Source organism: Ruegeria sp. CH11 (assembly GCF_056537105.1).
The window spans coordinates 170,127-183,454 of record NZ_JBQFQX010000003.1; the positions used below are offsets into that span (position 1 = coordinate 170,127).

General features: G+C 62.1%; 14 protein-coding genes. 8 read left to right on the forward strand and 6 right to left on the reverse strand.

What is annotated here, in order from left to right; translation table 11 throughout:
* Positions 1 to 112 precede the first annotated feature (112 nt).
* On the forward strand, positions 113 to 925 hold the full coding sequence (locus ACR0LX_RS06700) for a protein-disulfide reductase DsbD domain-containing protein (protein WP_480783049.1): 813 nt from the start codon (positions 113 to 115) through the stop codon (positions 923 to 925).
* Positions 926 to 929: 4 nt separating this feature from the next.
* On the forward strand, positions 930 to 1,379 hold the full coding sequence (locus ACR0LX_RS06705) for an NUDIX hydrolase (RefSeq protein ID WP_480783050.1): 450 nt from the start codon (positions 930 to 932) through the stop codon (positions 1,377 to 1,379).
* On the opposite strand, the gene ACR0LX_RS06710 is transcribed toward ACR0LX_RS06705, so the two are convergent.
* The 6 genes from ACR0LX_RS06710 to ACR0LX_RS06735 form a co-directional block, all read right to left on the reverse strand.
* Positions 1,346 to 4,747 carry an efflux RND transporter permease subunit gene (locus ACR0LX_RS06710; protein ID WP_480783051.1) on the reverse strand — a complete coding sequence of 1,134 codons (3,402 nt, stop codon included), beginning with the start codon at positions 4,745 to 4,747 and terminating at the stop codon, positions 1,346 to 1,348. The two genes, ACR0LX_RS06705 and ACR0LX_RS06710, sit on opposite strands and share 34 nt — an antisense overlap.
* 5 nt (positions 4,748 to 4,752) lie before the next feature.
* Positions 4,753 to 6,207, reverse strand: coding sequence for an efflux RND transporter periplasmic adaptor subunit (locus ACR0LX_RS06715; protein ID WP_480783052.1), 1,455 nt, complete (start codon positions 6,205 to 6,207; stop codon positions 4,753 to 4,755).
* Positions 6,208 to 6,313: 106 nt separating this feature from the next.
* Positions 6,314 to 6,856, reverse strand: coding sequence for a molybdenum cofactor biosynthesis protein B (gene moaB, locus ACR0LX_RS06720; RefSeq protein WP_480574609.1), 543 nt, complete (start codon positions 6,854 to 6,856; stop codon positions 6,314 to 6,316).
* A gap of 6 nt (positions 6,857 to 6,862) precedes the next feature.
* On the reverse strand, positions 6,863 to 7,483 hold the full coding sequence (locus tag ACR0LX_RS06725) for a LysE family translocator (RefSeq protein ID WP_480783053.1): 621 nt from the start codon (positions 7,481 to 7,483) through the stop codon (positions 6,863 to 6,865).
* Positions 7,480 to 8,079, reverse strand: a complete 600-nt coding sequence (locus ACR0LX_RS06730) for a metallophosphoesterase family protein (protein WP_480783054.1) — start codon at positions 8,077 to 8,079, stop codon at positions 7,480 to 7,482. The genes ACR0LX_RS06725 and ACR0LX_RS06730 overlap by 4 nt, the downstream gene beginning before the upstream one ends.
* Complete coding sequence (locus tag ACR0LX_RS06735; protein ID WP_480783055.1) at positions 8,076 to 8,843, reverse strand: uracil-DNA glycosylase; 768 nt, start codon at positions 8,841 to 8,843, stop codon at positions 8,076 to 8,078. The genes ACR0LX_RS06730 and ACR0LX_RS06735 overlap by 4 nt, the downstream gene beginning before the upstream one ends.
* Before the next feature lie 45 nt (positions 8,844 to 8,888).
* Between ACR0LX_RS06735 and ACR0LX_RS06740 the strand changes: the two genes are divergently transcribed.
* From ACR0LX_RS06740 to plsY, 6 genes are read left to right on the forward strand one after another with little or no spacing between them, the layout of a single operon-like run.
* Positions 8,889 to 9,542 (forward strand): scavenger receptor class F, member 2, encoded by a 654-nt coding sequence (locus tag ACR0LX_RS06740; protein ID WP_480783056.1) that lies wholly within the window; start codon positions 8,889 to 8,891, stop codon positions 9,540 to 9,542.
* Positions 9,543 to 9,601: 59 nt separating this feature from the next.
* Positions 9,602 to 10,537 (forward strand): aspartate carbamoyltransferase catalytic subunit, encoded by a 936-nt coding sequence (locus ACR0LX_RS06745; RefSeq protein WP_480574594.1) that lies wholly within the window; start codon positions 9,602 to 9,604, stop codon positions 10,535 to 10,537.
* Positions 10,534 to 11,052 carry a hypothetical protein gene (locus ACR0LX_RS06750; RefSeq protein ID WP_480783057.1) on the forward strand — a complete coding sequence of 173 codons (519 nt, stop codon included), beginning with the start codon at positions 10,534 to 10,536 and terminating at the stop codon, positions 11,050 to 11,052. The genes ACR0LX_RS06745 and ACR0LX_RS06750 overlap by 4 nt, the downstream gene beginning before the upstream one ends.
* Complete coding sequence (locus ACR0LX_RS06755) at positions 11,037 to 11,423, forward strand: hypothetical protein (RefSeq protein WP_480783058.1); 387 nt, start codon at positions 11,037 to 11,039, stop codon at positions 11,421 to 11,423. Before ACR0LX_RS06750 ends, ACR0LX_RS06755 begins: the two co-directional genes overlap by 16 nt.
* On the forward strand, positions 11,420 to 12,700 hold the full coding sequence (gene pyrC, locus ACR0LX_RS06760; protein ID WP_480783059.1) for a dihydroorotase: 1,281 nt from the start codon (positions 11,420 to 11,422) through the stop codon (positions 12,698 to 12,700). The genes ACR0LX_RS06755 and pyrC overlap by 4 nt, the downstream gene beginning before the upstream one ends.
* The gene (gene plsY / locus ACR0LX_RS06765) at positions 12,700 to 13,308 is read left to right on the forward strand and encodes a glycerol-3-phosphate 1-O-acyltransferase PlsY (RefSeq protein ID WP_480783060.1); all 609 of its coding nucleotides are present in this window, start codon (positions 12,700 to 12,702) and stop codon (positions 13,306 to 13,308) included. Before pyrC ends, plsY begins: the two co-directional genes overlap by 1 nt.
* The last annotated feature ends 20 nt before the right edge of the window (positions 13,309 to 13,328 follow it).

Sequence of the window (13,328 nt, forward strand, 5' to 3'; positions counted from 1 at the left end):
ATGGCCCCGGAAGGCGGGGAATGGCAAGGCGTCAGCCGGGATTCGGGCAGATTTCATCGAAGTGACCGGAACGTGACTTGGCAATCGGGTTCGCAGGACGCATTTATGGATCATGACGAATTTCCGGAAGTCGACAGCCGCGGCCCTGATCGCCAGCTTGTGCCTGACCTCGCCTACCATCGCGCAAGGCGTGGATCAGCTTGTGCAACTGGATATTCTGGACGGTGGGCGCACAGCCAAGGGCACCTATCAGGGTGCTTTGCGGCTGACATTGAAAGACGGCTGGAAGACCTATTGGCGCGCTCCGGGCGATGCCGGTATTCCGCCGCAGTTCGACTGGGGCGGTTCGGGCAATGTAGGCGACGTGAAAATCACCTGGCCCGCGCCCAGCGTGTTTGACCAGAATGGGCTGCAATCCGTCGGATACGAGGGGCAGCTGGTGTTGCCGGTCGAAATCACCCCGAAGAACCCGACAAAGCCCGTGCGCCTGCGCGGCGAGATGGATCTGGGCGTGTGTAAGGATGTCTGCGTCCCGGGACGTTTGGATTTCGATCACGTGCTGGATGCCGAAGCCGGGCGCAATCCGACCATTGCTGCGGCGCTGGCGCAACGCCCGTTTTCAGCGCGCGAAGCCGGCGTGGCAGCGGCGGCCTGTCATCTGAAGCCCACAAAGGACGGAATGCAGATCGAGGCGCACATCACCATGCCCTCGGCGGGTGGCGAAGAATTCGCGGTGATCGAGCCCGGCAACCCGACGCTTTGGGCCTCGCAAGCGGAAACCAGGCGGCAGGGAAACACCTTGATTGCCCGGTCCGAGGTGATCAGTGCTTCGGGCGGACCTTTGGCGCTGGATCGGTCCGAAGTTCGGATCACCGTGCTTGGGGTCAATCACGCGGTGGACATCCTTGGGTGCAGCGCGGGCTGACCGGATGACCCCTTCCCCAAAGATCGGCGCATTGGCCGTGGTGATGCATCAGGATCAGGTTCTGCTGGTTCAGCGTAGCAAACAACCCGACATGGGACTTTGGGGCTTTCCCGGCGGTCACGTGGAATGGGGCGAAACCGTTTCTCAGGCCGCAGTCCGGGAGCTGCTGGAAGAAACCGGCGTGACGGCGCATCCCGACGGCTATATCGACAATTTGGATCTGGTGCGGCGCGACGAGGACGGGCATGTGCAATCGCACTACCTGCTGGTCGGCGTCCTGTGCCGTTACCAGTCCGGGACACCCGTGGCCGCGGATGATGCGCTGGATGCGCGATGGTTTCCGATGGAACAAATCTTTGACGGCGATTTGCCCATGAGCGCGCGCGTGCCCGACCTTCTGGCCCGCGCCCTGCGCGTCGATCAGGCCCCTGCACGTCTGGACAGCCGCCCATAAAGCAGGCCTGAAGCCAGCACGCCCAGCACCAGAATGGCCACCGCACCACCAGCAAACAGGCCAAAGCCCATCCGCAGAATGCTCAAACCATCCTCCGAAGGATAAAGCCCGGCCAGCAGGCCGATCGGGGCACCGGTCAGGGCGGGCCAGACCATGGACACGCCCAGCCAGACTGCGAGCACGGCGCTTGTTGCAACAACCGCGCCTTTCACAACCCGGTCCGGTGCTTTCAGCGCACGTCGCAACGCGGTCATCGGGCGCGAAACGTCATTGAGAATGGCCAAGAGAGCAGGCACCAGAAGCAGGACCAGCAACATGCCAAAGCCCAACCCGTAGACCAACGTTATCACTGTAGGTTTCAGGAATTGCGCCTGCTGGGACCCTTCATAGAGCAATGGCGTCAGCCCCAACACCGTCGTCAGCGTGGTCAACATCACCGGCCGCAAACGATCAGCAGTGCCTTCGACAATCGACGGCACAAGCCCGCGCTCTTGCTGATATCCGTCAATCGTGGTCACCAGAACAATCGAGTCGTTGATGATGATCCCCGTCATCCCCAGCAACCCGACCACGGTGAACATACTCAGGGGCACCTCCCAGATGTAATGGCCCCAGATTGCGCCGACTAGGCCAAACGGTATGATCGCCATCACCACCAAAGGTCGGGTCCAGCTGGCAAAGACCCAAGCCAGTACCAGATAGATGCCGGTCAGGCACAGAATCAGGCCGGTGCGAGCCTCGGACAAAAACTCGTCTTCTTGCTCGCTCAGACCCGCCATACGCCATTCCACCTGTTTCGTGGCGGCGATATTGGGCAGGATTTCCTCGCGCATGGCACGTTCGATTTCTGCGGCGCGCGTCGGATCATCCTCGGAGATGTCGCCATTCACCGAGATCACCCGCAAACCATTCTCGCGCCTGACGGTCGAGAAACCCGACTTGCGCTCGACCGAGACGATATCGGCCAGCGGCACATAGACCCCGTCCGGTGTGCGCATCAAAGTACGCTCAAGAAAGTCTGCGGTCAGTTCGCCCTCGGGCAGTTCGACCCTGATCTCGGCGCTGCGCGGCCCGTCAGGGAAGGTCGCGGCCTCGATGCCGTTCAGACGATCCCTGAGCACACGCCCCAGTGTTTCGATGCGAAAGCCCAGCGCCTGACCCTGCGCAGTCAGGTCCAGAATGAACTCCTCCTTGTCATAGGCCAGATTGTCCTCGAGCGCTGAGACTTCCGGGTATTTCGACAATTCCGTCTGCAACTCTTCTGACGCGGATTTGAGCGTGTTCACGTCCGCACCATAGAATTGCACGTCAATCGCATCGCCCCCGGGGCCAGAGCGCCAACCCCGGAAGGACAGCAATTCGACTTTTGGATGGCGGGGGACGAAATCCTGCAACTCACCGACGAATTCAAAGCTGGAATAGGGGCGCAGGTCAGCGTCGATCAGCTCAATCGAGATACCCCCTAACAGATCGGCATCCTTGCCATCTGCAGCCGCAAGCCCCCACCCGGCAGAGCCGCCAACCTCGGCCAGAACATAATCGATCGGGTTGCTGCCGTGACGCTCGGCATAGATCTCACCCAGTTCTTCCGTCGCGCGCTGAACCATGCGCATCATTTCCAAGGTGTCGGCGCGTGTCGCGCCTTCAACCATGATAAAGTTGCCGGTGACCGAGCCCCGCTCGGGCGCGTTGAAGAACCGCCAGTTCACATCGCCCCGGATGAACAGCGCGATCTGATTGGCCAGGATCACGACCATCACGGCCACAACCACGTAGCGCGCCCATACCACCCACGCGACCAGAGGCCGGAACAGGTTGTCGCGCACCCAGCGGAACCCCCGGTTCACCACGCGATTGGGCAGATCGTACCAGTGTTCCTTGCTGGAATGGGCAATGGCGTGGGCCATGTGGTTCGGCAGGATCAGGAAGCATTCGATCAGCGACGCCGCCAGAACTGCGATCACGGTAAAGGGAATATCGCGGATCAGCTCTCCAAACCGTCCACCGACCAGAGTGAGGCCGAAAAAGGCGATGACGGTGGTGATCGTCGCGGCAAAGACCGGCATAGCCATACGACGCGCGGCGCGTTCGGCAGCCACCATCGGGGCCTCTCCCAACCGGCGCGCGCGGAAATCGGCATGTTCGCCAACGACAATAGCGTCATCCACCACGATCCCCAACGTGATGATCAGACCGAACAGGGACACCATGTTGATCGACAACCCGCCCAGATACATTAGCGCAATCGCGGCAGACATGGCGACAGGAATGCCCGCCGCGACCCAAAAGGCGATGCGGGCGTTGAGGAACAGAAACAGCAGGCAGACCACCAGTCCAAGCCCGACCAGGCCGTTGTCGACCAGGATGTCCAGACGATCCGTGATGGCTTGCGCACGGGTACGGATCAGCTCGATCGTGATACCCTCGGGAACGCTGGCCTGCATGTCCAAAACGACATCTTCAACGGTGCGCTGAATTTCAATCGCATCGCCCAGATTCGACCGATCCACCCGCACCGACATGGCCGGGTTATCACCTACATAGTAGCTGCGATTGCGGGTGACGCCTTCGACGCGGATTTCGGCCACATCGCCCACGATCAGCTTCGATCCGTCCTCGAAGGTGCGCAGCGCGATGCCTTCGATCTCTTCAGGGCTGCGCTTTTCGGCGCCGGTTCGGATGCGCGCGTTGGCGCCGGTAACGTCCCCTGCGGGGCTGGCGGTGACCTCGGCCGCGATGGCCGAGGCAATGTCGGACATGGTGATGTCATTGGCGATCAGTTGAACCGTCGGAACCTCGACAACAACGCGCGGCGCGGCCAGACCGCGAATTGTCGTTCGCGTTACGCCAACGGCAAACAGGCGGCTGATCAATTCGTCAGTAAACTTGGCCAGCTGTTCCGCCTCGATCGGTCCGGTGATGACCACATCCGTTACCCGATCCCGCCACGCGCCGCGTTGGATCGTGGGCTCATCGGAATCTTCGGGCAGGTTGTTGACGCTGTCGACGGCGGTTCTGACCTCTTCGACTGCGCGGGACATGTCCCAGTTGGGCTCAAACTCCAACCGGATGCGGGCTGATCCCTCGCGCGAGGTAGATTCGGTGCTGGCCACGCCCTCGACCGCCAGCAACGCAGGTTCGAGCAGTTGCACGATGCCGTTGTCGACATCCTCGGGCCCGGCCCCGTCCCAATCGACGTTCACATCGACACGTTCGAGGATCACATCCGGAAAAAACTGCGCCCGCATATTCGGGATGGCTGCGGCACCCAGCACCAGCATCACCAGAAGCAGCAGGTTCGCCACGGTCCGATGGCGGGTGAAGTAGCTGAGGATGCCGCCCGCTGCGCCGGGGATGTCGCGCATCATTGCCCCTAACCTCCGGCCCGGCTTTCAAGGCGCTGGACCAGCGCCGCAGGAACGCTGGCTTCGCTCAGCTGTCCCAGCACCCGATCCTTGACGGCCTGGGGCATCCGGTCGCTGGCTTCGACCTGCGCGACAAGCCGCGCGCGCTGTTCGTCGGTCAATTCAACCATTTCCGGGCTGGTGTCGGCGTTGGCCTCGATACGTAACGGGCGTACGCGCACACCAGAGCCCAACAGAGGCGTCCGGCCAATGACAACCTCGCGGCCTGCCAGCCCGTCGCCGCGCAAAAGCACCTCGTCCCCCTGACGGCGCACCAACTGCACAGGCAGCGGCTCTAACCGGTCATCGGCCCCCAAAACCAGCACGTTGCCCGTAGCATCGAGCACCGAGGACGGCAGCCGCACAACATTGTCCAGCGGCTGTTCTTCAACATTCACGGTGACGAAATCACCGGGCTTGAACCCCGATGCATCATCCAGTCGGGCATAGACCAGGCGTCCGGTCTGGCCCTCGCCCGCAGAGCCGCTGTCGCGGCTGATGCGCCCCTCAGCGGTCAGGTCGGTCCCTGTCACTTCCAGCGACACGGTAACCGGCGCAGAGATCAACTCACCATCGTCATCCAGCAATCGAACATACTGGGCGGTGGACACCCGGAACGCCACTTCCAGTGCATTCGGGTCGACGAGTTCGGCCAGTTTCTCGTTGGCCGACACAAGACGGCCTTCGACCAGAGTCACTCCGGTCAGAGTACCCGCAAACCTTGCGTGGATCGTCATGTCGTCCAGATCGCGCTCGGCCCCGTCCAACGCGATCCGGGCGCGCGACAGCAGGGTTGTGGCCTGATCCACCCGCGACTCGGCCTGCGCCAGCCCGATCCGGCTGGACAGCACCGCCTGTTGCGCCGATGTGGCGGCCAGTTCGGCCTCTTCCACGCTGGCGGCGGCCCCGACACCCCTGGACTGCAAGTCTTTCTGACGTTGCAGGGCGCGCGCGCGCAACTCTGCCTGCGCCTCGGCCGATTTCAATTCATCCTGCGCCAGCAACAGCGATCTTTCGGCATCACGCTCTTCGAATTGGGCATCCAACAGGTCGGATTTCGCGCGATCCAATGCGGATTGTGCATCAGCCGGATCAAGTTCAACCAGCAACTCCCCGGCTGTAACCGTGCCGCCATCCTCGAAATCTTCGGATAGTGAGACGACACGCCCGCCAAGTGCCGCACGCAACTCCAGGCGTCGGCGGCTTTGGACCTGCCCGAATGCCTCCAGATACGGCGTCACCGTTTCTGGCTCGGCTGTACGGACGCTGACGGCGAACACCCGTTCGCGCGCGGCGGGCGGCTTAGAGTCACGGTCCAGCACGTCCTGTACTGCGCCCGAAATCATCTGTGCGGCCACAAGCAACAGGCCCAACGTCAGAAACGTCAGGAAAACCCCCACAAGGCTTTGCCTCAGAAATCGCATTTATCACTCAACTCCGGTCGCAAATGCTGCCTGACACGAATGGTAGCCGGGCGACAAAAATTGCCAAGCCACAAAGCGTTTACGAAGTGTTTAACGTAGCAGTAGTCTACTTCCGTCGCAGATGTTCGTCCAATCTGGGCATTATTTCCACAAAATTGCAGGGACGGTGGCGGTAATCGAACTGCTTTTCAAGGATTGCGTCCCACGCATCCTTGCAGGCCCCGGGGCTGCCGGGCAGCGCAAACAGGTAGGTCCCGCCCGCAACCCCACCGGTGGCGCGGGACTGCACCGCCGAGGTCCCTATCTTTTGCATCGAAACGATGGTGAACACGGTGCCAAAGGCGTCGATTTCCTTCTCATACACGTCCCGATGCGCCTCGACCGTAACATCCCGCCCTGTCAGCCCCGTGCCGCCGGTCGAGATCACCACGTCGATCGCCGGATCCGCCACCCACAGGCGCAACTGCGCCGCGATTTCACCGCGCTCGTCCCGAATGATCTGGCGATCTGCCAGAACGTGCCCGGCCTTTTCGATGCGGTCCACCAACGTCTGACCCGAGCGGTCGTCATCGACCGTCCGCGTATCCGAGACGGTCAGGACAGCGATGCGGACCGGGATGAACTCCAAGGTTTCGTCAATTCGTGACATGAGGCGTCAGGCCCTTTCCAGAATGGCGAGCCGAACCGCGAGCGCGGTGTAGATACCGCCTGTGATCCAGCCCAGAATGCGCGAGCTGCGGGGATTGTCGACAAGAACCCTGCCGGCCCCGCCAGCAAAGACCCCGACCCCCGCGTTGATGAAAAACCCACCAACGGCGATGATCGCGCCAAAGATCAGAAATTGCAGCAGCACCGATCCCTGCGCCGGATCAACAAATTGCGGAATAAACGCCAGAACAAACAAGATGACCTTGGGGTTCGTCAGGTTCACCAGCAGCCCGTCACGAAAGGCCCGGTGCCTTGGGCGGCTCGGCGCGTCGGCAGTAACCGCTCCGTCACGGATCGCACCCCACGCCAGAGACAACAGATACCCCACCCCGACCCAGCGGATGACATCGAACAACCACGGCACAGCGGCGACGGCAGCACCCAGCCCCAATCCAGCCAGCAGAACATGCACCATCGACCCGGCCGATATGCCCGCACTTGCGGCAATCGCCGGCCTCGCGCCCGATTTCAGCCCCTGCCCGAAACAGAACATCATGTCAGCCCCAGGCGTCATGTTCAGAGCAATGGCCGCCGGGACAAAGGTCAGCAGGGTCAAAGTCTCGATCATGGCGCCACTTCGAACCAATTGGGTTTGGGGCCCAGGTTAGCCACCTGGGTTCGCCCGATCGCACCGCGATAGCCCCAACTGTCGTGGATATGGCCGCAAAGGGCGAACGATGGTTGCAGCCGCTCCACTGCATCCCGAACAGCCGTCGATCCGACCGACTGCCCCATCGAGGTTGCGTCCCCATGGCCCTTGGGCGGCGAATGGGTGATCAGGATATCGGCGGCCTCGCACCGATCCAGCAACTCGGTCGCTTCGGCTTCGGACAGGTCGCAGGACCAGTCGCCGAAGGGCGTCACCGGGACGCCGTAACCCAACCCGAACAGGTGCAGCCCGTCCAAAGTCATTCCCGTTCCGTGCAACACATGTACCCCGTCTGGCACCGCGTCCGCCAATTCCTCGGCGCTTTCGGCGTTGCCGGGCACCAGCACCAGCGGCGCCGATATACCGGAAAGCATCGCCATCGCGTCATCCAGCCCCTGCCGCCCGTTGCAATAATCCCCGGCTCCGATCACCAGATCGGCTTCGGCGCTGGCGGCAACGATCTCAGCGGCCCGGTTGCGTGCCAGATGCAGGTCCGAAAATGCAAGAACCTTCATGACCTCGCCTCCAACCGCGCCTTCAGCTCCAAAAGATCCGTCCAGGCTTGCCGTTTCATCTGCGGTTGTCGCAGCAGGTAGGCAGGGTGGAACATCGGAATCACAGGCAGATCCAGCGCCTGATCCCAATTCCCGCGCAGCCGCGTGATCCCGCGTTTGCCCAGCACGGCCTGACAGCTGATATTGCCCATCACTACCAAAACTTCGGGCTTTGCGAGCGCCACGTGACGTTCCAGAAACGGCTTCATCATGCCGATCTCTTCGGGTTTCGGATCGCGGTTCTGCGGCGGCCGCCAAGGCAGCACATTGGTGATGTAGACGTTTTCCGTCCGATCCAGATCAATTGCCGCCAGCATCCGGTCCAGCAACTGCCCAGCGCGCCCGACAAAGGGCTTGCCCTCTCGATCTTCATCCCGCCCCGGAGCTTCGCCGATGATCATCACGCGCGCGCCGGGGGTACCATCAGCAAACACCAGCTGCCGCGCACCGCGTTTAAGATCGCACAGGCCGAATGCCTCCATCGCAGCGCGCAGTTCATCCAACGAGTTGGCGGCATTTGCAGCGTGCCGCGCAACCTCTGCCGGATCGACTTTCTGAGGTGCCTCTGGCGGGGTTTTTGCAGCCTCGGGTTTCTTCGGCTTTGGCGTCGTGTCGGGCAGCGCGTATCGGTCCACCGGCGCGTCGCCGATCGCCTCAGTCGCGCCAAGTTCGATCTGCCATTCCAGCAGAGCGCGCGCCGTATGATAGTCCAGACCCGATTCCATAAGCTCAATTTAACCACCTGAGGGCTGAGGGAAAGCGAATAGACCTTGCCAGACCCGGCGCGCGCATCGACCATGGTGCCATTCATGGTGTTGATCCTGCGATTCCTTCTGATCGGTTTGATGCTGACGGTGGTCAGCGGCCCAGCTTTTGCGCAGTTGTTTGACCGGCCCGGTCAGTGCCAAGGCGGGCAGTTTGCCTGCGGCAGCCGCTGTTGTTCCGTTGGCCAAAGATGCAGCTTTGATGGCCACTGCATCCAATCAGGCGGCAATTATTGCGGCGGTGGCCGGTCCTGCGGCCCGTTCGAGCGCTGTGTCGCAGGCGGCACCCGCTGCGCGCCGATCGGAGCTAACAAATGCGCCTCGCGACTGGATTGCCCCGGCGACAGTTTTTGCAACGCGCGCGGCGAATGCCAGAAAACCGCGCCCGAGTTCGATCCCTCTCCGCCAGTTACCTGCGACGACGGGTTGACCTGCGCACGCGGATCGTCCTGTCTGCCGGGTGGCGGATGCTCGCGCCCCGGCTGGTTTCTGTGCGAGGAAACCGGATCGCAATGCCGACCCGGATTCAAATGCTCGGCCCATCAGGGATGTGTGCCGGTCAAGGCCGTCGACTGCGGCTATGGCAAATGGTGCAAACCGGGCGAGCAGTGTCTGCCCGAAGGTGGGTGCGAGAAACTGCCCGAAGGAACCGATCCTTAGGTTGCCTCGCCGCGCGTGGCTTTCTATAAGCGGCCCGATTGTCAGACAGGAGCCCGCCAATGCGTTTCGCCCATCGTCACCTTCTTGGCATCGAACATCTGTCGCAATCCGATATCACCGCCATTCTCGATCTGGCCGAGAAATACGTCAATCTGAACCGACAGTCAGCCAAGCGCTCCGACGTGCTGACAGGCTTGACGCAGATCAACATGTTCTTCGAAAACTCGACCCGCACGCAGGCCAGTTTCGAGATTGCTGGCAAACGTCTTGGCGCTGATGTGATGAACATGGCGATGCAGGCCAGTTCGATCAAAAAGGGTGAAACGCTGATCGACACGGCGATGACGCTGAATGCGATGCACCCCGATCTGCTGGTGGTGCGACACCCGCATTCCGGTGCGGTCGACCTATTGGCGCAGAAAGTGAACTGCGCGGTGCTGAACGCCGGAGACGGGCGGCACGAGCACCCGACTCAGGCCCTGCTGGACGCGCTGACCATCCGCCGCGCCAAGGGCCGTCTGCACCGGCTGAACATTGCGATCTGCGGCGACGTCGCCCATTCGCGCGTGGCCCGGTCGAACCTGATCCTGTTGGGCAAGATGGAAAACCGCATCCGGCTGATCGGCCCGCCCACTCTGGTTCCGGGCCAGTTCGCCGAATTCGGGGCCGAAATCTATGACGACATGAACGAAGGTCTCAAGGACGTCGACGTCGTCATGATGCTGCGCCTTCAGAAAGAGCGGATGGATGGCGGTTTCATCCCTTCCGAACGCGAATATTACCACCGCTACGGGCTGGATGCCGCCAAGCTGGCGCAGGCCAAGCCGGATGCCATCGTCATGCATCCCGGCCCGATGAACCGCGGCGTGGAAATCGACGGCACATTGGCTGATGACATCAACCGCTCGGTCATTCAGGAGCAGGTCGAAATGGGCGTCGCCGTCCGCATGGCCGCGATGGAGCTGCTGGCCCGCAACCTGAAAGGCGCCGCATGAGCGATCTGTCCGTCGCCCCGAATGAACACGGAGTGATCCGCCTGTTCGCGCTGGACATGCGCCCGCAAGAGGCAAAATTCCTGCGCGAACCGGGCGCGGTGGATCAGGTTCTGGGCGTCGACGGGCTGGATGCGGGTCAGATCGATATCTTCCCTGTCTCCGATCTCGAAGACCTTGGGCTTTACGGCTATCTCCACGAAGGGTGCGGCGTCACCGTCGATCAACTGGATCGCGCGATGCTTGAGACGGTCGCGGGTTGGGTCATGGCCGTTCGCAGCGCTGCCTTCGGCGGCAAAGCCGTTACTTTGCAGCCGGATCCTCGGCTGCACCTGATCGGGCTTTACACGGAAGAGGCAACAAACTGGACCGGCGGTGCGATTGAGACTGAAAGCGCTAAACCGTTTTCAGCGCCGCAGCCTTCTCCCGATGATGACAAGCCCCGTCGCGTCGGCTCGGCCGTTCTGGCGCTGGTTCTTCTGCTGATCATCGGAGGCGCCCTTTGGCTGATCCTGTGACATTCCCGCCTGACAAGGGCGCATACGTCCGGACGAATGCCTGGCTGGCCGCCTTTGCGATGGCGGGCGCAATGGCGGTGTTGTGGTTGATCGGCAACCCGTATGTCTGGGCCGGTGCTCCGGCGGCGCTGGCTGCCATCGGCTTTCGCGCATGGTACCTGGCCTCGGAAGAGCTGACGAATAGCTGGGACATGAGCGACACGACGCTGTCTGGCCCAGGACCGCGCAAAGTGCCGCTGAACCAGATCAAAGCCGTCAACATCATGGGCAGCTTTGTCCAGGTCGTCACCAAGGGTGGCGACAAGCATCTGATCAAATACCAGGCGAACCCCGCCGCCACCAAAGCCGCAATCGAAAGGGCCATGGCATGAGCAACCTGATCTTCACCAACGCCCGCCTGATCGACCCGGAAACCGGTACGGACAGCATTGGCTGGTTACAAGTCGTCAAAGGCCGGATCGCAGCACGCGGCGAAGACAGCGCGCCTGACGCGGATGCGCAGGTCATCGACTGCGGCGGCCATTGTCTGGCGCCCGGCATCGTAGATATCGGCGTCAAGGTTTGCGAACCGGGCGAGCGCCACAAGGAGAGCTACAAATCCGCCGGTCTTGCCGCCGCTGCCGGTGGGGTGACCACGATCATCACCCGGCCTGACACCAGCCCCGCCATCGACACGCCGGAAACGCTTGAATTCGTCACCCGCCGCGCGCAGGCTGATGCGCCTGTGAACGTTCTGCCGATGGCTGCGCTCACCAAAGGACGCGAAGGCCGCGAGATGACCGAGATCGGTTTCCTGCAGGACGCGGGCGCTGTCGCCTTCACCGATTGCGACAATGTCGTCGCCAATACCAAGGTCTTCTCCCGGGCGCTCACCTATGCCAAATCCTGCGGAGCACTGGTGATCGCACACCCGCAAGAGCCCGGGCTGAGTCATGGGGCCGCTGCCACCAGCGGCAAGTTTGCCGCCCTGCGCGGCCTTCCCGCTGTTTCACCAATGGCCGAGCGGATGGGGCTGGATCGCGATATTGCGCTGTTGGAAATGACCGGTGCGGCCTATCATGCCGACCAGATCACCACGAGTCGCGCCCTGCCCGCGTTGGAACGGGCCAAGCGCAACGGGTTGGACATCACTGCCGGAACCTCGATCCACCACCTGACACTGAACGAGTTGGACGTGGCCGACTATCGCACCTTCTTTAAGGTCAAGCCGCCGCTGCGATCGGAAGACGATCGCCAAGCGGTGATCGAGGCGGTACGAACCGGCCTGATCGACACAATCAGTTCCATGCACACCCCGCAGGACGAAGAAAGCAAGCGCCTGCCATTTGAAGAGGCCGCCTCGGGCTCGGTGGCGCTGGAAACGCTGCTGCCAGCGGCGTTGCGGCTCTATCATTCGGGGCAACTGGACCTGCCAACCCTGTTCCGCGCCATGGCCCTGAACCCCGCAATACGCCTGGGGCTGGATCGCGGCCGCCTGTCCGAAAACGCCCCCGCTGATCTGGTGCTGTTCGATCCGGATGCGCCGTTCGTGCTGGACCGGTTTACGTTGAAATCCAAATCTCAGAACACACCGTTTGACGGCCAGCGCATGCAGGGTAAGGTCAGCGCAACCTACGTCGCAGGCCAAGAAGTCTACCGGAGAACCTGATGCCGCCCTTTGACAGTTCGATCACGCAACTCATCCTCTGGGCTGCGCTGGGGTACCTGATGGGTTCGATCCCTTTTGGCATGATCATCGCCAAGGTCATGGGGCTGGGGAATTTGCGTCAGATTGGTTCGGGCAATATCGGCGCAACCAATGTGCTGCGCACCGGCAACAAGGCCGCGGCGGCCCTGACATTGCTGTTTGACGCCGGCAAAGGCGCTGTGGCGGTTCTGCTGGCCCGTGCCATGGTCGGCGAGGACGCCGCGCAGATCGCCGCATTGATGGCGTTTCTGGGCCATTGCTTTCCGGTTTGGCTTGGGTTCAAGGGCGGCAAAGGTGTTGCCACGATTCTGGGCATCTGGCTGGCGCTGGACTGGCGCGTTGGGGTTGCCTGCTGCCTGACCTGGCTTGTGGCAGCTGCAATCTGGCGCATCTCATCCGTCGGCGCGCTGGCCGCCGCTGCTCTTTCGACCACATGGGTCATGGTCCTGACCAACGGAGCTGGCTTTGGCTTGGGCATCGCCCTGACTTTGCTGGTTTATTGGCGGCACGCTGCGAACATCGCGCGCATCAAGGCCGGAACAGAACCCCGGATCGGCGCGAAAAACTGACGCGGCGCGAAGATGCTGAA